Raw genomic sequence first — 19,597 nt, 5'->3', positions numbered from 1 at the left:
CACAAGCCTATGGGGCGCCGCCGACATTCCGCGTGGACCGGGTCCGGTTCAGCTCGCTCAGGAGGCGCTGCGCGATCGGCGTGCTCGGCTCGGCGGGCGGGGGAGCGGCGGCCTCGAGAGCCTCGAGGTCGGCCTCGGCGGCGCGCAGGTCGCGCCCCGCCGCCCAGGCGCGGTGCCACGGAGCAGAGTCGAGCGCGGCCGTGGCCTCACGGACGCGGATCCGCGCCGCGGTCAGCAGCGCCTGGTACTCCGCCAGGCGCCTCTCCGCCTCCGTCTGCTGCAGCAGCGGGACGTCACGGTCGGATGCCGCCACCGCGATCCAGGAGGAGGCCACCAGCATCACCACGCCGTTGATGCGGAACCAGAGCAGGAGGCCGATGAAGATCGCGAACGTCGCCAGCAGCGGATTCGAGGGCGTGTAGCTCAGCAGGAAGCCGGCTCCGAACTGGAGGATCGTCATCGCGCCGCCGCCGAGAAGAGCACCGGGCCAGATGATGCGCCAGTGCAGCGACGTTCCGGTGAGGAAGCGGACCATGGCGGCCAGAGCCGACGACAGCAGCACGAACGAGATGAGGACGGTGCCGATGTGGATGCTGAGGTTCAGTCCGCCGGAGCCCGTGTCCCAGCCCAGCAGGTCGAGGAGCCAGCTCAGGATCCCCGCGCTCGCTGAGCTGAGCAGCGAGCCGGCGATCAGTGCGACGCCGAAGATCAGCGCGGCCAGCAGGTCTCTCGCCTTCAGCAGCACGTAGCTGCGGCGGTCCGGCGGCAGGCCGAAGATGTCCCTCGTCGCGCGTCGGGAGAAAGTGACCCATCCGATCGCCGTCCAGATCACGGTGCCGAGGGCGATCAGACCGGTGACGCTGAGGACCCCTGTCGTGTTCGCGGCGATCTCCTGCACCTGATCGGGGGTGACGAGGCCTCCCTCGGGGACGATGAGGTTGGGGATGTAGCTGTTGATGACTCCGATCATCCCCTCGACCGCCTCCGCGCTCCCGCCCAGCCACAGGCCGGCGATCGCGAACGCGAGGTAGATCGCCGCGAAGATCGCGAACAGCGCCTGGTAGCTCACGCCTGCGGCGAGGAGGAACCCGTTGTGCTGCAGGAAGTGGCGCCAGACGCGCACGGGGAAGAGGCCGAGCGTGCGCCGGGTCAGCGCCGTGGCGCGTTCGACTGCCACATCGAGGCGACCGGCTTCGGGCGCGGCGCCACCGGAATCAGACACGCCTCCACCCTATCCAAGGGCGGAGGCGTGTCGAACAGCGCGAGAGAGGTCAGGGACGACCGCGGAGAACCGCCTGCTTGACCTCGGCGATGGCCTTGGTCACCTCGATGCCGCGGGGGCACGCCTCGGAGCAGTTGAAGGTCGTGCGGCAGCGCCACACGCCCTCCTTGTCGTTGAGGATGTCGAGACGCACGGCGGCGTTGTCGTCGCGCGAGTCGAAGATGAAGCGGTGCGCGTTGACGATCGCGGCCGGGCCGAAGTACTGCCCGTCGGTCCAGAACACGGGGCACGACGAGGTGCACGCGGCGCACAGGATGCACTTGGTGGTGTCGTCGAAGATCTCGCGGTCGGCGATGGTCTGGATGCGCTCCTTGCCCTTCTCGGGCACGGAGCTCGCCACCAGGAACGGCTGCACCTCGCGGTAGGAGGCGAAGAACGGCTCCATGTCGACGACGAGGTCCTTCTCCAGCGGCAGACCCTTGATCGCCTCGACGTAGATCGGCTTCGAGATGTCGAGGTCCTTGATCAGCGTCTTGCAGGCGAGGCGGTTGCGGCCGTTGATGCGCATCGCATCGGAGCCGCAGATGCCGTGGGCGCACGAGCGGCGGAAGGTCAGCGAGCCGTCGACCTCCCACTTGATCTTGTGCAGCGCGTCGAGCACGCGGTCGGTGGAGTAGAGCTCCACGTCGTAGTCGACCCAGTGCGGTTCCGCGTCGACCTCGGGGTCGAAGCGGCGGATGTTGAAGGTGACGATGAAGGACTGGATGACCTCGGATGCCGAGTCTGCTGCCGGTGCTTCTGCGACTGCGTTCGCCATGCTCAGTACTTCCTCTCCATCGGCGGGTAGTTCAACTCGCCCTGCTCGTTCTTCGTGAACACGACGGGCTTCCAGTCCAGCCGGATGTGGTCGCTCGGGTCGGCGGAGTGCGCGTCTCCCGTGAGGTACGCCATCGTGTGCTGCATGTACTTCTCGTCGTCGCGCTTCGGGAAGTCGTCGCGCATGTGGCCGCCGCGGCTCTCCTCGCGGTTCTGCGCCGCGTAGACGACCACCTCGGCGATGTCGAGCAGGAAGCCCAGCTCGACGGCCTCGAGCAGGTCGGTGTTGAACCGGTGGCCCTTGTCGTCGACGTGGACGTTCTTGTACCGCTCACGCAGGTCGGCGATGACGCCGAGCACGTGCTGCAGGGACTCGTGGGTGCGGAACACCTGGGCGCCCTTGTCCATCTCGTCCTGCAGAGTCTTGCGGAGCACCGCGATGCGCTCGGTGCCCTGGTTGTTCCGCAGGCCCTCGAGCATGTCGGAGACGAACGCCGCCGGGTTCTCGGGCAGCGGGACGAACTCCGCGGTCTTGACGTACTCGACCGCGTTGCGGCCGCTGCGCTTGCCGAACACGTTGATGTCCAGCAGCGAGTTGGTGCCGAGACGGTTGGCTCCGTGCACCGAGACGCACGCGCACTCACCGGCGGCGTAGAGACCGGGGACGACGGTGTCGTTGTCCGCCAGCACCTCTCCGTTGTTGTTCGTGGGGATGCCGCCCATCGCGTAGTGCGCGGTCGGCATCACAGGGACCGGCTCGACGACGGGGTCGACGCCCAGGTACGTGCGGGCGAACTCGGTGATGTCGGGGAGCTTGGTCTCCAGGACCTCCGCGCCGAGGTGCGTGCAGTCCAGCAGCACGTAGTCCTTGTGGGGCCCGGCACCGCGGCCGTCGAGGACCTCCTGCACCATGCATCGGGCGACGATGTCACGCGGAGCGAGGTCCTTGATGGTCGGGGCGTAGCGCTCCATGAAGCGCTCGCCCGAGGCGTTGCGCAGGATCGCGCCCTCGCCGCGGGCGCCCTCGGTGAGGAGGATGCCGAGGCCGGCGAGGCCGGTGGGGTGGAACTGGAAGAACTCCAGGTCCTCGAGGGGGAGCCCCTTGCGCCACACGATGCCGACGCCGTCTCCCGTGAGGGTGTGCGCGTTCGAGGTGGTCTTGAAGATCTTGCCGAAGCCGCCGGTCGCGAAGATCACGGCCTTGGCCTGGAAGACGTGCAGCTCGCCCGTGGAGAGGTCGTAGGCGACGACGCCCGAGACCTGGGTCTTGCCGTCGGCATCCTTCACCGTCAACAGGTCGAGCACGTAGAACTCGTTGAAGAAGTTGATGCCGAGCTTGACGCAGTTCTGGAACAGCGTCTGCAGGATCATGTGCCCCGTGCGGTCCGCGGCGTAGCAGGCGCGGCGGACCGGGGTCTTGCCGTGCTCGGCGGTGTGACCGCCGAAGCGGCGCTGGTCGATCTTGCCCTCGGGGGTGCGGTTGAAGGGCAGGCCCATGTTCTCGAGGTCGATGACCGCGTCGATCGCCTCCTTGGCGAGGATCTCCGCCGCGTCCTGGTCGACGAGGTAGTCGCCGCCCTTGACCGTGTCGAAGGTGTGCCACTCCCAGCTGTCCTCCTCGACGTTCGCGAGGGCGGCGGCCATGCCACCCTGCGCCGCTCCCGTGTGGGAGCGCGTCGGGTAGAGCTTGGAGATCACGGCGGTCCTGGCCCCGGGACCCGCCTCGATGGCGGCGCGCATGCCGGCGCCGCCGGCGCCCACGATGACGATGTCGAACTGGTGGTAGTGCACGCCGTCGCGGACGACGGACTCCTGCGCCTCAGTAGTCACTTTTTCGTATGCCTTCTCTATCAGTTAGCCACGGCCTGGCAGGTGTCCCACAGGGTGCTCGACTCGGTCACTCCGAGGCACGGGTCGAACGTGAAGACCACGAGCGTGCCGAGGAGGATGAGGAGGCCGGCTGCGAGGCCCAGTGCCCAGATGAGCACCTTGCGTGCCGTGTTGTTCGTGACGTAGTCGTTGACGATGGTGCGCATGCCGTTGGCGCCGTGGATGAGCGCGAGCCACAGCATCAGCACGTCCCACCACTGCCAGAACGGCGTGGCGAACTTGCCGGCGATGAATGCGAAGTCGAGGGCGTGGATGCCCTCGCCGACCATCAGGTTGATGAAGAGGTGGCCGAAGATCAGCACCACGAGCACGATGCCGGAGCCGCGCATGAAGAGCCAGCCCCACTTCTCGAGGTTGAATCCGCGCTGACGGCGGATCGGGGCGGCGACGGTCTGAGCGGTCATCAGTGTCCTCCTCCGAAGCCGGCGAACGCGAGCGCGAGGTGGCGCGGCACGAAGCCGGCCATCAGCACGGCCCAGACGCCGATGACGACCCAGAACAGCTGACGCTGGTACTTGGCGCCCTTCGACCAGAAGTCGACCGCGATGATGCGCAGGCCGTTCATCGCGTGGAACACGATGCCGGCGACCAGCACGACCTCGCCGAGCGCCATGATCGGGTTCTTGTAGGTGCCGATCACCGCGTTGTACGCCTCCGGCGACACCCTGATGAGCGCTGTGTCGAGCACATGCACCAACAGGAAGAAGAAGATGGCGACTCCGGTGATGCGATGAAGCACCCACGACCACATGCCTTCGCGGCCCCGGTAGAGGGTGCCGCGCGGGGTCTTGGACGTGGTTTCCGAAATCGACGGTGTCAAGCGAGCGCTTGTGGACACGGTCGTCCTCCCTGGATCGAAGTGACTCGGTCGCGTGCAGTGCGTGGTCCAAGTGTGAGCCTGTCATCACATCAGGCACGGCCGATCGGTGTCCATCCTATTCCTGTCAGATCGCTGAGAGCGACGAAGGGCAACCTAAATGTCTCGATGTCGAGAGGATTTCCGCATGGTGTCGAGAGCCTGTGCGCATGATGGGCGGCGGGTACTCTGGCCAGGTGACCCAACCGATCAAGGACTTCTACGCGGTGATCCCTGCTGGCGGCATCGGCAGCAGGCTCTGGCCGCTGTCGCGGGCGGACGCCCCCAAGTTCCTGCACGACCTCACCGGCTCTGGTCATTCGTTGCTGCGTGACACGTGGGACAGGCTGGAGCCGCTCGCCGGGCACGACAGGATCGCCGTGGTCACCGGCCGCGCGCACCGCGCCGCGGTGGAGGAGCAGCTCCCCGACATCCCCGATCTCAACGTCTTCCTCGAGTCGGAGCCGCGCGAGTCGGCGGCGGCGATCGGCCTGGCCGCCGCGATCCTGCACCGCCGCAACCCCGACGTGATCATCGGCTCGTTCAGCGCCGACCATGTGATCCGCGGCACCCGCGTGTTCGAGTTCGCCGTGCGGGATGCCGTCGAGGTCGCGCGCGAGGGGTACATCTGCACGATCGGCATCACGCCGACAGAGCCCGCCATCGGCTTCGGCTACATCAAGCAGGGGGAGGAGCTCGTCGTCGACGGCGCCCGCGAGGCGTCACTCGTGGAGAGCTTCGTCGAGAAGCCCGACCTGGAGACCGCGAAGGCGTACATCGCCGACCGCAGCTATCTCTGGAACGCGGGCATGTTCATCGCCAAGGCGAGCGTGCTGCTCGACGAGCTGGCGATCAACGAGCCTGAGCTGCACGCGGGGCTCATCGAGCTCGCCGAGGCATGGGACGACCGGGACCGTCGCGGCCCCGCCGTCGACCGCATCTGGCCCCGCCTGAAGAAGATCGCCATCGACTACGCCGTCGCGGAGCCCGCGGCCCAGCGCGGACGCCTCGCCGTGGTGCCCGGTCACTTCGACTGGGATGACGTGGGCGACTTCGCCTCTCTGACGAAGCTCATCACCAACGGCCGCAAGAACGACCTCGCCGTGCTCGGCCCCAAGGCCAGAGTGCTGTCGGATGCGGCGAGCGGCATCCTCGTGAGTCAGACGAGCCGCGTGATCAGCCTGGTCGGGGTGAAGGACATCGTGGTGGTGGACACCCCGGACGCCCTGCTGGTGACCACCGTCGAGCACGCGCAGCGCGTCAAGGGCGTCGTCGAGTCGCTGAAGCTGACGGGGCGTGGCGACGTGCTCTGATGAGCACGCTTGCATGCTCATCTGCTGAATTGATTTCAGCTTTGTAACCATTCGCCAGCAGGCGCGGGCCGGATATGCCCAAACGTCGAAACAGTAGGTAACTTTGAGCGATCCGCGATGGCCGCGGGTTCGCTGAGGGAGGCATGAGTTGACCATCTCCACCACCAAGAAGCTGCTGAGCGCAGCCGTCGCCGCGGGCGTCATCTTCGCCCTCGCCGGCTGTGGCCAGGCTCCGACCGACAAGCCGGGCGGCTCTGACAAGCCCGCTGCATCCGACTTCACTCCGTGCATCGTCTCCGACGCCGGAGGCTTCGACGACAAGTCGTTCAACCAGCTCTCCTTCGAGGGCGCGAACAAGGCCGCCGAAGAGCTGGGCGTGACGCTCAAGAAGGCCGAGTCGAACGCCGAGACCGAGTACGGCCCCAACATCGACAACATGGTCTCCGAGGGCTGCAACACGATCGTCACCGTCGGCTTCGCGCTCTCGCAGGCGACCGTCGACGCGGCGACCGCCAACCCCGACACCGACTTCATCCTCATCGACGACGCGGGCGGCGACAGCAAGCCCGACAACGTCAAGCCGCTGCTCTACAACACGGCCGAGGCCGCGTTCCTCGCGGGCTACCTCTCCGCCGGCTACACCAAGACCGGCAAGGTCGGCACGTACGGCGGCATGGAGTTCCCGACCGTCACGATCTTCATGGACGGCTTCAAGCAGGGCGTCGACTACTACAACACCGAGAACAGCACGGCCGTCGAGGTCATCGGCTGGGACGGCAAGACCGGCTCCTTCACGGGTGGCTTCGAGGCCAACCAGGACGCGAAGACCACCGCGACGAACATCATCGACCAGGGTGTCGACGTGCTCTTCCCGGTCGGCGGTCCGATCTACCAGTCCGGCCTCCAGGCCATCAAGGACTCGGGCAAGGACATCGCGCTGATCGGCGCCGACGCCGACCTCTTCAACACCGACCCGACCACGGCCGACTTCGTGCTCACCTCGGTGCTCAAGGCCATGGACGTCTCGACCTACGAGGCCGTCAAGTCCAGCGCAGAGGGCAAGTTCTCCGGTGAGCCGTACATCGGCACCCTCGAGAACGAGGGCGTGGGCATCGCCCCGCTGCACAACTTCGAGAGCAAGGTCGACGCCGAGCTCGTGAAGAAGGTCGACACGATCAAGGCGGACATCATCTCCGGCAAGATCAAGGTCACCTCGTACCTCAGCGAGTAACAACCACCACAGCATCGGGGAGGCCGGCCCAGTCGGCCTCCCCGATGTCGTCTGCCCGGGCGATCTCTGGGCAGCACGGCGATGTCATGAATAGGATCGGACACATGAAGCTCGAGCTGCGCGGCATAACGAAGAGGTTCGGCGCACTGACGGCCAACGACCACATCGACCTGGTCGTCCAGCCCGGAGAGATCCACTGCCTTCTCGGCGAGAACGGCGCAGGAAAATCGACCCTGATGAACGTCCTCTACGGCCTCTACCAGGCCGACGAGGGCGAGATCCTCATCGACGACGTCGTGCAGCACTTCTCCGGCCCCGGCGACGCGATGAACGCGGGCATCGGCATGGTGCACCAGCACTTCATGCTCGTCCCCGTCTTCACCGTGGCGGAGAACGTGATGCTGGGCCACGAGAAGACCAGCTTCGGCGGTCGCCTCGACCTCGCCGCCGCCCGCCGTCAGGTCAAGGAGATCTCCGACCGCTTCGGGTTCGACGTCGATCCGGACGCCGTCGTCGAGGACCTCCCCGTCGGCGTGCAGCAGCGGGTCGAGATCATCAAGGCGCTGTCGCGCGAGGCCAGCATCCTGGTCTTCGACGAGCCGACCGCCGTGCTCACCCCGCAGGAGACCGACGAGCTCATGGCGACGATGCGCCAGCTCAAGGAGCAGGGCACCGCCATCGTCTTCATCACCCACAAGCTCCGTGAGGTCCGCGAGGTCGCCGACCGCATCACGGTGATCCGTCTCGGCAAGGTCGTCGGCGAAGCCTCCCCGACCGCGTCGAACACCGAGCTCGCCTCTCTCATGGTGGGCCGCGCCGTCGAGCTCACCGTCCACAAGGACGCCCCGAACCTCCGCACCAACTCCCTGGTGGTCGAGAACCTCACCGTGACGGACGTCACCGGAGCGGTCCTCGTCGACGAGGCCTCCTTCGAGGTCCGCGGCGGCGAGGTCCTCGCCATCGCCGGCGTGCAGGGCAACGGCCAGACCGAGCTCACCGAGGCGCTGATGGGCCTGCAGGACAGGGTCCGCGGCAGCATCCGCCTGAACGGCGAGGAGCTGGTCGGCCGCACCGTCAAGCAGATCCTCGACGTCGGCGTCGGCTTCGTCCCCGAGGACCGCGGCGTCGACGGTCTCGTGAAGGAGTTCTCGATCGCCGAGAACCTCATGCTCGACCGCTCCAACGGCGCCCCGTTCGTGAAGAACGGCGCCCTCCAGCTGCGCGTGCGCGATGACTTCGCCCGCGAGAAGATCGCCGAGTTCGACATCAGGACCCAGGGGCCGACGCAGGCCGCAGGGCGTCTCTCGGGCGGCAACCAGCAGAAGGTCGTGCTCGCCCGCGAGCTGAGCCGCGACCTGTCGCTCTTCGTGGCGGCGCAGCCGACCCGCGGCGTCGACGTCGGCTCGATCGAGTTCATCCACAAGCGCGTGATCGAGACGCGCGACTCCGGCGTCCCCGTGATCGTGATCTCCACCGAGCTCGACGAGGTCACCGCCCTCGCCGATCGGATCCTGGTGATGTACCGCGGCAAGATCGTCGGCATCGTCCCGGGGGACACCCCGCGCGACACCCTCGGTCTGATGATGGCAGGCGCCGCGAACGAAGGAGCCCAGGCATGACCTCCGCCCAGACCCAGCCCGACGCGGTCACGACCACGCCCGAGGCTCCGGCGCCCTCGAAGTGGCGCGCCGCTCTCACCGAGATCGTCAGCGGCAACGCCCTCGTCTCGGTGCTCGCCGTGCTCGCGGCCATCATCGTCGGCTCGCTCATGATCGCGCTGACGGACCCCGAGGTCCAGGCGGCGTCGAGCTACTTCTTCGCGGCGCCCATGGACACGCTGAATGCGATCGGCAGCGCCGTCGGAGGCGCGTACGCCGCTCTCTTCCGCGGATCGATCTACAACTTCAACGCGGACTCCTTCCTCATCGGCATCCGTCCGCTGACGGAGACGCTGAAGTTCGCCACGCCGCTGATCGCGGCCGGTCTCGGCGTTGGACTCGCGTTCCGCGCCGGCCTCTTCAACATCGGCGGCCAGGGGCAGATGCTGATGGCGGCTGCCGCTGCCGGATACGTCGCCACCGCGTGGGACCTCCCGTTCCCGCTGCACATGATCGCCGCGCTCATCGCCGGCATCGTCGCCGGTGCGATCTGGGCGGGCATCGCCGGTCTCCTCAAGGCGCGCACGGGTGCGCACGAAGTGATCGTGACGATCATGCTCAATCACATCGCGTTCTACCTCCTGGCCTGGATGCTGGCGACGCAGGGACTGCTGCAGGCGCCGGGCTCGAACAACCCGAAGACCGCGCCCATGGCGGAGAACGCGATCTTCCCCCTCATCCTCGGCCCGATGTACAAGCTGCACCTCGGCTTCCTCCTCGCCCTCGTCGCGGTGGCCATCACGTGGTGGCTGCTGGAGCGCTCGAGCCTCGGCTTCCGCTTCCGCGCCGTGGGGGAGAACCCCGCAGCCGCCCGCACCGCTGGCATCTCGGTGGGGCGCATGTACTTCACGGTCATGCTCATCGCCGGAGCCCTCGTCGGCCTCGCCGGCGTCAGCCAGGTGCTCGGCACCGAGCCGAAGGGCTTCAGCGGCGGCATCGACGCGGGCATCGGCTTCGATGCGATCACGGTCGCCCTGCTCGGTCGCTCGCGCCCGCTCGGCATCCTCGGCGCAGGACTCCTGTTCGGCGCCTTCAAGACCGGCGGCTTCACGATGCAGGCCTCCCAGGGGGTGCCGATCGAGATCGTCCTGGTCGTGCAGTCCCTGATCGTGCTGTTCATCGCGGCGCCGCCGCTCGTGCGGGCCATGTTCGGTCTCCCGCAGCCCGGTCGCGCGAGCCGCCGACAGCGTCGCGCCGCGAAGAAGGAGGTGTCGGCATGAGCGTGCAGACTCTCGATGCAGAGCCCCGTACCGTCGCGGTCGTCTCCTGGAAGACGCCGATCATCTTCAGCGTGGTCACCGTGCTGTTCGCGCTGCTTCCGCTGCTCGTGTCCCGTCCGGGCGACTCGACGTTCAAGCTCACCGCTGGTTCCGAGCTGATCGCGATCCCGAACCTCGTCGTGCCTGGCACCGCGACCGCGTGGATCGCCGTGATCATCGCGGCGGCGATCTCCGCTGCGGCATGGTTCCTGGCGTCGAAGCGACGCGCCATCCCGCTGTGGCTCACCGCCGTCTTCGCGATCGCGCTGATCTTCGGCTTCCTGGCCTGGGCCGCCGCAGGCAGCTCGGGCACGCTGCCGATGATCGGTCTGCTCGGCGGTGCACTGGCCCTCGCCACTCCGCTGATCTTCGGTGCCCTGGGCGGCGTGATCGGCGAGCGGGCCGGCGTGGTGAACATCGCCATCGAGGCGCAGCTGCTGGCCGGCGCCTTCACCGCGGCGATCGTCGGGTCGGCCACCGGTTCCCCGTGGGCTGGGCTCATCGCCGCGATGGCGGCGGGTGTGCTCGTCGCGCTGATCCTCGGCGTCTTCGCCATCACCTACTACGTCGACCAGGTCATCGTCGGCGTCGTGCTGAACGTGCTGGTCATCGGCGTCACGACCTTCCTGTTCCGGCAGGTGCTCGCGCCCAACCAGGCGACCCTGAACACGGTCACCCCGTTCGAGGTGCTGCCGATCCCGCTCCTCAGCGAGATCCCGATCCTCGGGCCGATCCTGTTCCGGCAGACGATCGTCGTGTACCTCATGTACATCGTCGTGTTCGTCGTGTGGTTCGGCATGTACCGCACCCGGTGGGGTCTGCGCATGCGCGCCGTCGGCGAGCACCCGCAGGCCGCCGACACGGTGGGCATCAACGTCGCCCGGACGCGCTACATGAACGTGCTGATCGCCGGCGCCATCGCCGGCATGGGCGGCGCGTTCTACACGCTCGTCTCCGTGCCGCGGTTCAACCCCGAGATGACCGCTGGTGCGGGCTTCATCGCCCTCGCCGCCGTGATCTTCGGAAAGTGGGACCCGATCAAGGCCACGCTGGCGGCGCTGCTGTTCGGCTTCGCGACGAACCTGCAGGGCGTGCTGAGCGTCATCGGCTCCCCGGTGCCCAGCCAGTTCATGCTGATGCTGCCGTATGTCGTCACGATCTTCGCCGTGGCAGGTCTCGTCGGACGCTCGCGTCCGCCGGCGGCCGACGGCGATCCGTACATCAAGTCCTAGGAGAGACATGACCGACATCGACTGGGACGACCTGAGACAGGTCGCGACGGATGCCATGACGAAGGCGTACGCGCCGTACTCGCGCTACCGGGTCGGCGCCGCCGCACTGGTCAGCGACGGCAGGGTCGTCGCCGGATGCAACGTCGAGAACGCCTCCTACGGAGTGACTCTGTGCGCGGAGTGCGCGCTGGTCGGCGACCTGCACATGTCGGGCGGCGGCAAGCTCGTCGCCTTCGTGTGCGTCAACAACGACGGCGAGACGATCATGCCGTGCGGCCGCTGCCGCCAGCTGCTCTTCGAGCACGCCATGCCCGGGATGCTCCTGGAGACCGTCTCCGGCATCCGCACCATCGATGAAGTACTGCCGGATGCGTTCGGCCCCCGAGACCTTGAGGACGTTCGCTGATGTCTGTTGAGCCCTTCGACGCCGTCGACGTGATCCGCGCGAAGCGCGACGGCGGGGTCGTCCCCGAGCCGGCGCTGCGCTGGATGGTTGACGCGTACACCCGTGGTTACGTGTCCGACGCGCAGATGGCGTCGTTCGCGATGGCCGTGTTCCAGCGCGGCATGGAGCGTGACGAAATCCGGGTGCTGACCGACGCGATGATCGCCACGGGGGAGCGCATGAGCTTCGCGAGCCTGGGCAAGAAGACCGTCGACAAGCACTCCACCGGCGGCGTCGGCGACAAGATCACCCTTCCGCTCGCCCCGCTCGTCGCCGTGTTCGGCGTCGCGGTGCCGCAGCTCTCCGGCCGCGGTCTCGGCCACACGGGCGGCACGCTCGACAAGCTCGAGTCGATCCCCGGCTGGCGCGCGGCGCTCAGCAACGAGGAGATGTTCGCGCAGATGCAGAGCGACGTGGGCGCCGTGATCTGCGCGGCGGGCTCCGGCCTCGCCCCCGCCGACAAGAAGCTCTACGCCCTGCGCGACGTCACCGGCACGGTCGAGGCGATCCCGCTGATCGCGTCGAGCATCATGTCGAAGAAGATCGCCGAGGGCACCGATGCTCTCGTGCTGGACGTGAAGTTCGGCTCAGGCGCCTTCATGCAGGACATCGACCGCGCCCGCGAGCTGGCCCGCACGATGGTCGCGCTGGGCACCGACTCCGGCGTGGCGACCACGGCGCTGCTGACCGACATGAACGTGCCGCTCGGACTCGCGATCGGCAACGCCAACGAGGTGCGCGAATCGGTCGAGGTGCTCGCCGGCGGCGGCCCCTCCGACGTGCGTGAGCTCACCATCGCCCTGGCCAAGGAGATGCTCGCCCTCGCCGGACAGCCGGATGCCGATGTGGAGAAGGCGCTCGACGACGGACGTGCGATGGACAGCTGGAAGGCGATGATCCGCGCCCAGGACGGCGACCCGGACGCCGCGCTGCCGACCGCTCGGGAGACGCACGTCGTCACGGCGGACGCCGACGGCGTCGTGTCGCGCATGGATGCGCTCCCGTTCGGGATCGCCGCGTGGCGTCTCGGCGCCGGCCGCGCCAGGGCCGAGGACCCCGTGGTCTTCGAGGCGGGCATCGATCTGCACGCCAAGCCCGGTGACCGTGTCGTGGCGGGGCAGCCGCTGTTCACGCTGTCCGCGGCCGACGAGGCGCGGTTCCCCCGCGCGCTCGAGGCTCTCGCGGGCTCGTGGGAGATCGGCGACGAGGCTCCGGCCTCCGGCCCGATCGTGCGCGAGCGCATCACGGCCTGAGCGCCGACCGCTAGCCTGTACAGAGCGAACCTGCGACCGAGAGGAACTTCCATGTCGATCGACGCGAACGGCGACGTCTCCATTCAGGGAGCGTCACTGCGCAGCCTGCCGAAGGTGTCGCTGCACGACCACCTCGACGGCGCTCTGCGCCCGGCCACCATCATCGAGCTGGCTGATGCCATCGGGCTCGAGGTGCCGGAGAGCAGCCCCGTCGAACTCGGGAAGTGGTTCGCGACGAAGAGCGACTCCGGGTCGCTCGTCGAGTACCTGAAGACCTTCGACCTCACGACCGCCGTCATGCAGACGCAGGAGGGCCTGACCAGGGTCGCCCGCGAGTTCGTGCAGGATCTGGCGGCCGACGGCGTCATCTACGGCGAGGTCCGCTGGGCGCCTGAGCAGCATCTCGCGCGCGGCCTCACGCTGGAGCAGACCGTCGAGGCCGTGCAGCAGGGCATCGAGGAGGGCGAGGACGCCGTCGACCGCGCGGGTCGCAGCATCCGCGTCGGCCAGCTGATCACCGCGATGCGGCACACCGACCGTGCGCGTGAGATCGCGGAGCTCGCGGTGGACTTCCGCGGTCGCGGGGCCGTGGGCTTCGACATCGCCGGTCCGGAGGACGGCTTCCCGCCGTCGAACCACCGTGCGGCGTTCGACTACCTCGCCGAGAACTTCTTCCCGGTCACCGTGCATGCCGGAGAGGCGGCCGGTCTCGCGTCGATCCGTTCTGCACTGCTCGACGGCCGCGCGCTGCGCCTCGGTCACGGCGTGCGCATCGCCGAGGACCTCGAGGTGATCACGGAGGAGGGCGACGAGGTGCAGGTGCAGTTCGGCGACCTCGCCCGCTGGGTGCGCGATCGCGAGATCCCGCTCGAGCTCTCGCCCTCGTCGAACCTGCAGACCGGCGCGATCGAGAAGTGGGGCAGGACGCTCGCCGACCACCCCTTCGACCTGCTCTACCAGCTCGGCTTCGCCGTGACGGTGAACGTCGACAACCGCACCATGAGCGCCACCTCGCTCACCCGCGAGCTGGCCCTGCTCGTCGAGACCTTCGAGTACGACCTCGACGACCTGGAGACCTTCCAGTTCAACGCCGCTGCTGCGGCCTTCCTCCCGGTCGAGGAGCGGGAAGAGCTCGTCGAGATGATCGCCGAAGGCTTCGACATCTAGATCACGATGGTCGGGGGGAAGCGCAAGCGCAAGGTCATCGCATTCATCATCACCGCGGTGGTGCTCCTGGGAGGGGGAGCGGCCGGGGCCTACGCCTGGATCTCTGGGCGCACTCCCGAGGAGCCCGTCCCGCGCGCGCAGGCGGGGGTGATCGAGCATCCGCTCACCCCTGCCCAGCAGCTGGTCGCCGATGCCGACGATCCGCAGGCATGCGCGGTGACGTTCTCGGGAGAGGGCGCTCCCGCCGATCCCTTGCTGCAGTCGCAGGCGGCGCTGTATCAGAACCTCCCGATCCCGGCGATCGAGGGGAAGGTGTTCGCGGGCTGGTATCCCACGGCGGCAGCAGCGGCGGCGTTCGACCCGGCAGCCCGTGTGAACGGCGCCGATCCCGTGGTCTGCACCGACCAGCAGGTCGAGCTGTTCGCCTCGTGGAAGACGCCGGAGGAGAACGTCGCAGAGAACGCGAAGATCCCGATCCTCATGTACCACCAGTTCACGGCGAACCCCGAGGGGGAGAAGGGCTGGTTGCGCGGCAACTACGCGTACATCGGCGACTTCGACGCGCAGATGAACCACATCGCGACGACCGGCTTCTACCTCCCCACGTGGGACGAGCTCAGCGCCTTCATCGACGGGAAGCTCTATCTGCCTGCGCGCTCCGTGATCATCACCGACGACGACGCCGACCAGACCTGGTTCGATCTGGCCGTCCCGGTGATCGACAAGTACAAGCTGCTGTCGACGTCGTTCATGATCACGGCCTATCGCCAGGACCCCGCTCCGTCGATCTACGTGCAGCGGCGCTCGCACACCCACGACATGCATCAGGCCGGCGACAACGGCAAGGGCCGCATGGTCAATTGGACGGCGGATCAGATCGCTGCCGATCTCAACACCTCGGGGGACATCCTCGGTGTGCGCCAGGTGATCGCCTATCCGTACGGACACTACAACGACACGGCGAAGCAGGGCGTGACGCAGGCGGGCTACGAGATGGCCCGCACCATCGAGCCGGGACTCGTGGGGATCGGCACCGACAAGCTCGCGCTTCCGGTGGTGCGGATCGACTACGGGATGACGGTGGACTCGCTGATCAAGCGCATCGGCTGAGTGCGCCCGCTGCGGCAGGATGGGGGCATGTTCTCCGCCTCCGTCGTGATCGCCGGTCCCGCCTCCTGGAACTCGATCGTGGTGCTCGACAGGCTCCCCGAACCGGTGCCGCACATGCAGTTCGCCGAGGCGAGTTGGGACACCGTCGGCGGCACCAGCGCGGGGAAGGCGCTGAGCCTCACCGGGCTCGGCCGCTCCGTGCTGCTCTACGCGCAGGCGGGGGCTGACGAGCACGGCGACCGTGTGCGCGCCGCGCTGAACGCCGCCGGAGTGCCGGTGCGCTGGGGGATCGGTACGACCGAACGCCACATCAACCTGATGACCCGAGCGGGCGCGCGGGTCTCGCTGTACCTCTCGACCCCCGCCGCCACCGCGGGCGACGATGACGACGAGCTGCGCGCCGCGATGGCCGCAGCCGATGCGATCGTGCTCGATCTCGCCGCCGAGCCGCTGCGGATGCTGCCCCTCGCCCGAGACAGCGGACGACCGATCTGGGTCGACGTGCACGACTACGACGGCGAGGCGGAGTTCCACCGGCCCTTCCTGGAGGCGGCGGATGCCGTCTTCTGCAATGCCGACAGGCTCGCCGATCCTGTCGCCTTCCTGCGCTCGTGCATCGATCGCGGCGCCGGACTCGCGGTGTGCACCCTCGGCTCCGACGGTGCAGTCGGGGTGGATGCCGATGGCGTCGAGCACCGTGTGGCGGCGGAGCCCGTTGACGTGGTCGACACGAACGGCGCGGGCGACGCGTTCCTCGCGGGCGTCCTCGACGCGCGGCTGACGGGCGCTGCGGTTCCGGAGGCGCTGGCAGCCGGGGCGCGGTCGGCGGCGACGGTGCTCGGCACCAGGCACCTGCATCCGCTCCTCGATGCCGTGCTCGGCTGATCCGCTCGTCAGCGGCGAGCGACCCCCGGATGCGTCGCTAGATACTCCTCGAAAGCCTCCGCCGACGTACGTGAGGGAGCGAACCCGAAGACATCCTTCAGCCGTGCGTTGGCCAGCACCGGACGGTAGCGGAGGAATGGCACCTTCTCCGGGCCGTGCTCGGTGAGCCGCAGCGTCCTTCCGATCCGCAGGGCGGCCGACAACGCCCAGGCGGGCAGCACCAGCAGGGGTTTGCCGAGTCGTGCGGCGATCTCGGGCACCGTCATCCGTCCGTCTCCGGCGACGTTGAAGATCCCGGCAGGGCCGTCCGTCGCCGCGCGCACCATCGCTGCGGCTACGTCGTCGACCCAGACGAACACGAAAGGAGAGTCGGAGCCGGCGATGCGCAGGAGGCGCCGGCCGTCCCAGAGCGCGGTGATCTGGTTGCGCACGGTCGGACCGAGGATGGTGCCGATGCGGAACACCACCTGCTCCAGCTCAGGGTGCGCGTCTCGGTAGGAGGCGAGCATCTCCTCGACCAGGCGCTTGTGCCGCGAGTACGGGAAGGCGTCGTTGCCCCGCAGCGGCTGATCCTCGTCGATCCAGTCCGGGTTGTCAGGGTGGTAGCCGTAGGCCGCCCCGGAGCTGGACACGACGATCCGGCGCACACCGGTCTCGACGCAGGCCGCGAGCACCTGGGCGGAGCCGGTCACGTCGACGCGGTACTCGAGCTCGACGTCGCGTCCGGGGTTGACGATGGCGGCGAGGTGCACCACCGTGTCGATCCGGTGCGCCCGCAGCACGGGCGCGATCGCGTCGGCATCCGTGACGTCCAGCACTTCGTCGACGATGCCGTCGCGCGGAATTCCCGCGCGGACATCGGCGGAGACGACGAGCTCGACGTCCTCGCGAGCGGCGAGAGCCGCGGCCACGTGCGACCCGAGGAACCCGCCGCCCCCGGTGATGAGCACCCGGCTCATGACGCCGCCTTCAGCGTCGCGTCTCCGGTGGCGGAGCCGGTTCGACGCTTCGTGTGCCGGGCCCAGAGACCGGCGACCACGAGGCCGGCGATGATGTCCCAGATGCCCCACCAGCCCGCGACGATCGCCATGCCACCGAGACCGTCGAAGAACAGGAACACGAGTCCGAGTCCGAGACCGGCGTTGCGGATGCCGACCTCGAAGGTCATGGCCTTGCGCTCCCGGGTGCCGAGTCCGCCGACCACGGCCGTGCCGTAGCCGAGCGCCAGTGCCACCGCGTCGTGCACCGTGACGACGAGCAGGATGATCCCGAGCACCTGCACGAAGACCGCCCAGTTGCCCACGAGCGCCACGAGGATGAAGCCGAGCAGGGCGAGTAGGCTGAACCACTTCACGAAGGGCTGCACCCGTCGGGTGAGGGCGGGGAGCTTCGCGCGGATCAGGAGCCCGACCGCGAACGGCAGACCGACGATCAGCAGGATCTCGACGAGCATCCGCCACGGGTCGAGTTCGACGGAGCGGAGCAGCGTGCGGGCCGTCGGGTGCAGAGACCCCCAGAACGTGATGCTCAGGGGCATGGCGACGATGTAGACGAGGTTGCCCACCGCGGTGAGTGACACCGACAGCGCGACGTTGCCCCCGGAGCGGTGCGTGAGGACCTGGGAGATGTTGCCCGGCGGACAGCAGGCCACGAGCAGCATCCCCAGCGCCATCGACGGCGCCACGGGAAGCACGAGGGTGAGCAGGAAGGTCGCGATGGGAAGCAGGAGCAGCTGCGCGAGGATCGCGATGACGAACGGCTTCGGATGCTTGGCGACGACCCGGAAGTCCTCGGGGGAGGTGTCCAGTGCGATGCCCAGCATGATGAGGCCCAGGACGATGTTGAGGATGGTGAGGGACCCGGGGGAGAACGTCAGCACGACGTCGTCGACGTTCATGCTCCCGCCTCCAGCGCGTCCTTCTCGTGGCGGACGGCGCCGCGGTAGGCGTCCTTGTTGACGTAGTAGGCCATGCGGTCCAGGCCCAGGTAGTGGTACCCGCCGGTGAGGTCCGGCCACGGTGAGCCCGTCACGCGGTCGCGGAACCGCGCGGCGCGCGCGGGGTCGGTCTCGACGGCTTCCAGGTAGGCGGCGAGCAGATCGGCCTGCTCGTAGCGCCCCTGCCAGCCGATGCCCGACGCCTCGACCATGCCCATCACGTAGAGGCCGTTGAACGAGGCGGGGAACAGGTTCAGGAACAGACGCGGCGAGGCGCCGCGCCAGTGCAGGTGCGTCCTGTCGACGAACGGGTAGTCGAGCGTGTAGCCGGTCGCCAGCATCACCAGGTCGTACTCGCCGGTGCTCCCGTCGCGGAAGCGCACGACCGGGCCGTCGAACCGCTCGACGTCGGCACGGACGCGCAGATCGCCCTGCCCCAGGTGGTTGAGGATCAGCGTGTTCACGATCGGGTGCGACTCGTAGATGCGGTAGTCGGGCTTCGGGAATCCGAACCGCACGGGGTCTCCCGTGAACGCCCTCAGCACGCGGGTGTCGACGGCCTGCTTGATGCGCGCGGGGAGGGGGTGCCCCTGGTTCAGCGTGTCGCTGGGCCTGCCGAAGAGGTAGCGCGGGACGAAGTAGTAGCCGCGGCGGACGCTCATGTCGACGGATGCCGCATGGTGCACGGCATCCACGGCGATGTCGCAGCCGGAGTTGCCCGCCCCGATCAGCAGCACGCGCTTGCCGGAGAGCTGCGCCGCGCTCTTGTACGCGCTCGTGTGCAGGATCTCCCCGGTGAACTCGCCGGGGAAGGCGGGCACGTTCGGCTCGGCGAGGGTGCCGTTCGCGAGGACGACTCCCGCGTACCAGCGGGTGCTCGTCCCGTCTGGCCCCGTTGCGGTGAGATCCCAGCCGCCGTCACGCGGCTCGAGACGCGTGACCCTGGTCTCGAAGCGGAAGAGCTCGGTGAGCCCGAAGTGCTCGGCGTACTCGCGGAAGTACTCGAGCAGCACCCGGTGGCCCGGGTAGTCGACGTCCGAGCGCATCGGGAACTCGGCGAACTCGGTCGTCGTCCGGGAGGAGATGAGGTGCGCCGACTCGTACATGGTGCTGCGCGGGTTCGAGATGTCCCAGAGGCCGCCGACCCCGTGCGAGGCCTCGTAGCCGTCGACCGGGATTCCACGGCTGGTCAGGGCTCTGGCGGCGGCGAGGCCGGAGGGCCCCGCGCCGATGACGGCGTACGTGTTCATGAGTCTCCCTGCACATCGCTGTGCTCCGGTCGGGTCCGGTGAATCGATCGCAACCGTATCGCACCGCCCCGGCC

The 19,597-nt window shown here is 68.3% G+C and carries 18 protein-coding genes; 10 read left to right on the top strand and 8 right to left on the bottom strand.

Annotated elements, in window-relative coordinates; all coding sequences use genetic code 11:
* Positions 1–7 precede the first annotated feature (7 nt).
* The 5 genes from ACFVRO_RS17890 to sdhC are packed head-to-tail and all read right to left on the bottom strand — an operon-like array spanning position 8 to position 4,766.
* Positions 8–1,222 carry a YihY/virulence factor BrkB family protein gene (locus ACFVRO_RS17890; protein WP_386954844.1) on the bottom strand — a complete coding sequence of 405 codons (1,215 nt, stop codon included), beginning with the start codon at positions 1,220–1,222 and terminating at the stop codon, positions 8–10.
* Positions 1,223–1,271: 49 nt separating this feature from the next.
* Positions 1,272–2,039: a succinate dehydrogenase iron-sulfur subunit gene (locus ACFVRO_RS17885; RefSeq protein ID WP_105675371.1), complete on the bottom strand. Its 768-nt coding sequence runs from the start codon at positions 2,037–2,039 to the stop codon at positions 1,272–1,274.
* Positions 2,040–2,041: 2 nt separating this feature from the next.
* Positions 2,042–3,868 (bottom strand): succinate dehydrogenase flavoprotein subunit, encoded by a 1,827-nt coding sequence (sdhA, locus tag ACFVRO_RS17880; protein WP_105675369.1) that lies wholly within the window; start codon positions 3,866–3,868, stop codon positions 2,042–2,044.
* A 20-nt stretch (positions 3,869–3,888) separates the two neighbouring features.
* A complete protein-coding gene (locus ACFVRO_RS17875) occupies positions 3,889–4,332 on the bottom strand; it encodes a succinate dehydrogenase hydrophobic membrane anchor subunit (protein ID WP_105675367.1) in 444 nt (147 codons plus the stop codon).
* A complete protein-coding gene (gene sdhC, locus ACFVRO_RS17870) occupies positions 4,332–4,766 on the bottom strand; it encodes a succinate dehydrogenase, cytochrome b556 subunit (RefSeq protein ID WP_105675364.1) in 435 nt (144 codons plus the stop codon). The genes ACFVRO_RS17875 and sdhC overlap by 1 nt, the downstream gene beginning before the upstream one ends.
* A gap of 215 nt (positions 4,767–4,981) precedes the next feature.
* On the opposite strand from sdhC, the gene ACFVRO_RS17865 reads away from it, so the two are divergent.
* The 10 genes from ACFVRO_RS17865 to ACFVRO_RS17820 all read left to right on the top strand — a co-directional run bounded on the left by ACFVRO_RS17865 (position 4,982) and on the right by ACFVRO_RS17820 (position 16,337).
* Positions 4,982–6,097, top strand: coding sequence for a mannose-1-phosphate guanylyltransferase (locus ACFVRO_RS17865; RefSeq protein WP_386954841.1), 1,116 nt, complete (start codon positions 4,982–4,984; stop codon positions 6,095–6,097).
* 148 nt (positions 6,098–6,245) lie between these two features.
* Positions 6,246–7,328, top strand: coding sequence for a BMP family protein (locus ACFVRO_RS17860; protein WP_386954838.1), 1,083 nt, complete (start codon positions 6,246–6,248; stop codon positions 7,326–7,328).
* A 104-nt stretch (positions 7,329–7,432) separates the two neighbouring features.
* Positions 7,433–8,947 carry an ABC transporter ATP-binding protein gene (locus tag ACFVRO_RS17855; protein ID WP_386954835.1) on the top strand — a complete coding sequence of 505 codons (1,515 nt, stop codon included), beginning with the start codon at positions 7,433–7,435 and terminating at the stop codon, positions 8,945–8,947.
* Entirely contained in the window at positions 8,944–10,206 is a 1,263-nt protein-coding gene (locus tag ACFVRO_RS17850; protein WP_386954832.1) for an ABC transporter permease, read from the top strand. Before ACFVRO_RS17855 ends, ACFVRO_RS17850 begins: the two co-directional genes overlap by 4 nt.
* Positions 10,203–11,477 (top strand): ABC transporter permease, encoded by a 1,275-nt coding sequence (locus ACFVRO_RS17845; protein WP_386954830.1) that lies wholly within the window; start codon positions 10,203–10,205, stop codon positions 11,475–11,477. Before ACFVRO_RS17850 ends, ACFVRO_RS17845 begins: the two co-directional genes overlap by 4 nt.
* A 7-nt stretch (positions 11,478–11,484) precedes the next feature.
* The gene (locus ACFVRO_RS17840) at positions 11,485–11,883 is read left to right on the top strand and encodes a cytidine deaminase (protein ID WP_341941691.1); all 399 of its coding nucleotides are present in this window, start codon (positions 11,485–11,487) and stop codon (positions 11,881–11,883) included.
* The gene (locus ACFVRO_RS17835) at positions 11,883–13,175 is read left to right on the top strand and encodes a thymidine phosphorylase (RefSeq protein ID WP_386954828.1); all 1,293 of its coding nucleotides are present in this window, start codon (positions 11,883–11,885) and stop codon (positions 13,173–13,175) included. The genes ACFVRO_RS17840 and ACFVRO_RS17835 overlap by 1 nt, the downstream gene beginning before the upstream one ends.
* 51 nt (positions 13,176–13,226) lie before the next feature.
* Positions 13,227–14,342: an adenosine deaminase gene (locus ACFVRO_RS17830; RefSeq protein WP_386954826.1), complete on the top strand. Its 1,116-nt coding sequence runs from the start codon at positions 13,227–13,229 to the stop codon at positions 14,340–14,342.
* 6 nt (positions 14,343–14,348) lie between these two features.
* Positions 14,349–15,452, top strand: coding sequence for a polysaccharide deacetylase family protein (locus ACFVRO_RS17825; protein WP_386954823.1), 1,104 nt, complete (start codon positions 14,349–14,351; stop codon positions 15,450–15,452).
* Between the two features lie 27 nt (positions 15,453–15,479).
* Positions 15,480–16,337 (top strand): carbohydrate kinase family protein, encoded by an 858-nt coding sequence (locus ACFVRO_RS17820; RefSeq protein ID WP_386954820.1) that lies wholly within the window; start codon positions 15,480–15,482, stop codon positions 16,335–16,337.
* A gap of 8 nt (positions 16,338–16,345) precedes the next feature.
* Here the strand turns inward: ACFVRO_RS17820 and ACFVRO_RS17815 are convergent, their stop codons facing one another.
* Genes ACFVRO_RS17815 through ACFVRO_RS17805 form a run of 3 tightly spaced genes read right to left on the bottom strand, consistent with a single transcriptional unit; the run spans position 16,346 to position 19,523 of the window.
* Positions 16,346–17,296 carry an SDR family oxidoreductase gene (locus tag ACFVRO_RS17815; RefSeq protein ID WP_386954817.1) on the bottom strand — a complete coding sequence of 317 codons (951 nt, stop codon included), beginning with the start codon at positions 17,294–17,296 and terminating at the stop codon, positions 16,346–16,348.
* Positions 17,293–18,234 carry a bile acid:sodium symporter family protein gene (locus ACFVRO_RS17810; protein WP_344011180.1) on the bottom strand — a complete coding sequence of 314 codons (942 nt, stop codon included), beginning with the start codon at positions 18,232–18,234 and terminating at the stop codon, positions 17,293–17,295. The genes ACFVRO_RS17815 and ACFVRO_RS17810 overlap by 4 nt, the downstream gene beginning before the upstream one ends.
* Positions 18,231–19,523 (bottom strand): flavin-containing monooxygenase, encoded by a 1,293-nt coding sequence (locus ACFVRO_RS17805; RefSeq protein ID WP_386954814.1) that lies wholly within the window; start codon positions 19,521–19,523, stop codon positions 18,231–18,233. Before ACFVRO_RS17805 ends, ACFVRO_RS17810 begins: the two co-directional genes overlap by 4 nt.
* Between the last annotated feature and the right edge of the window lie 74 nt (positions 19,524–19,597).

Source organism: Microbacterium sp. NPDC057944 (genome assembly GCF_042887445.1).
GTDB classification, from domain to species: domain Bacteria; phylum Actinomycetota; class Actinomycetes; order Actinomycetales; family Microbacteriaceae; genus Microbacterium; species Microbacterium natoriense.
Note: the sequence above shows the minus strand (reverse complement) of the source record. Positions and strands in the feature narration are given on the sequence as shown.

Bases quoted from the DNA above. Each gene is read 5' to 3' on its own strand.
- ACFVRO_RS17885 (WP_105675371.1), bottom strand. From the start codon at position 2,039: ATGGCGAACGCAGTCGCAGAAGCACCGGCAGCAGACTCGGCATCCGAG.
- ACFVRO_RS17875 (WP_105675367.1), bottom strand. From the start codon at position 4,332: ATGACCGCTCAGACCGTCGCCGCCCCGATCCGCCGTCAGCGCGGATTC.
- ACFVRO_RS17855 (WP_386954835.1), top strand. From the start codon at position 7,433: ATGAAGCTCGAGCTGCGCGGCATAACGAAGAGGTTCGGCGCACTGACG.
- ACFVRO_RS17850 (WP_386954832.1), top strand. From the start codon at position 8,944: ATGACCTCCGCCCAGACCCAGCCCGACGCGGTCACGACCACGCCCGAG.
- ACFVRO_RS17845 (WP_386954830.1), top strand. From the start codon at position 10,203: ATGAGCGTGCAGACTCTCGATGCAGAGCCCCGTACCGTCGCGGTCGTC.
- ACFVRO_RS17840 (WP_341941691.1), top strand. From the start codon at position 11,485: ATGACCGACATCGACTGGGACGACCTGAGACAGGTCGCGACGGATGCC.
- ACFVRO_RS17835 (WP_386954828.1), top strand. From the start codon at position 11,883: ATGTCTGTTGAGCCCTTCGACGCCGTCGACGTGATCCGCGCGAAGCGC.
- ACFVRO_RS17830 (WP_386954826.1), top strand. From the start codon at position 13,227: ATGTCGATCGACGCGAACGGCGACGTCTCCATTCAGGGAGCGTCACTG.
- ACFVRO_RS17825 (WP_386954823.1), top strand. From the start codon at position 14,349: ATGGTCGGGGGGAAGCGCAAGCGCAAGGTCATCGCATTCATCATCACC.
- ACFVRO_RS17820 (WP_386954820.1), top strand. From the start codon at position 15,480: ATGTTCTCCGCCTCCGTCGTGATCGCCGGTCCCGCCTCCTGGAACTCG.
- ACFVRO_RS17815 (WP_386954817.1), bottom strand. From the start codon at position 17,296: ATGAGCCGGGTGCTCATCACCGGGGGCGGCGGGTTCCTCGGGTCGCAC.
- ACFVRO_RS17810 (WP_344011180.1), bottom strand. From the start codon at position 18,234: ATGAACGTCGACGACGTCGTGCTGACGTTCTCCCCCGGGTCCCTCACC.
- ACFVRO_RS17805 (WP_386954814.1), bottom strand. From the start codon at position 19,523: ATGAACACGTACGCCGTCATCGGCGCGGGGCCCTCCGGCCTCGCCGCC.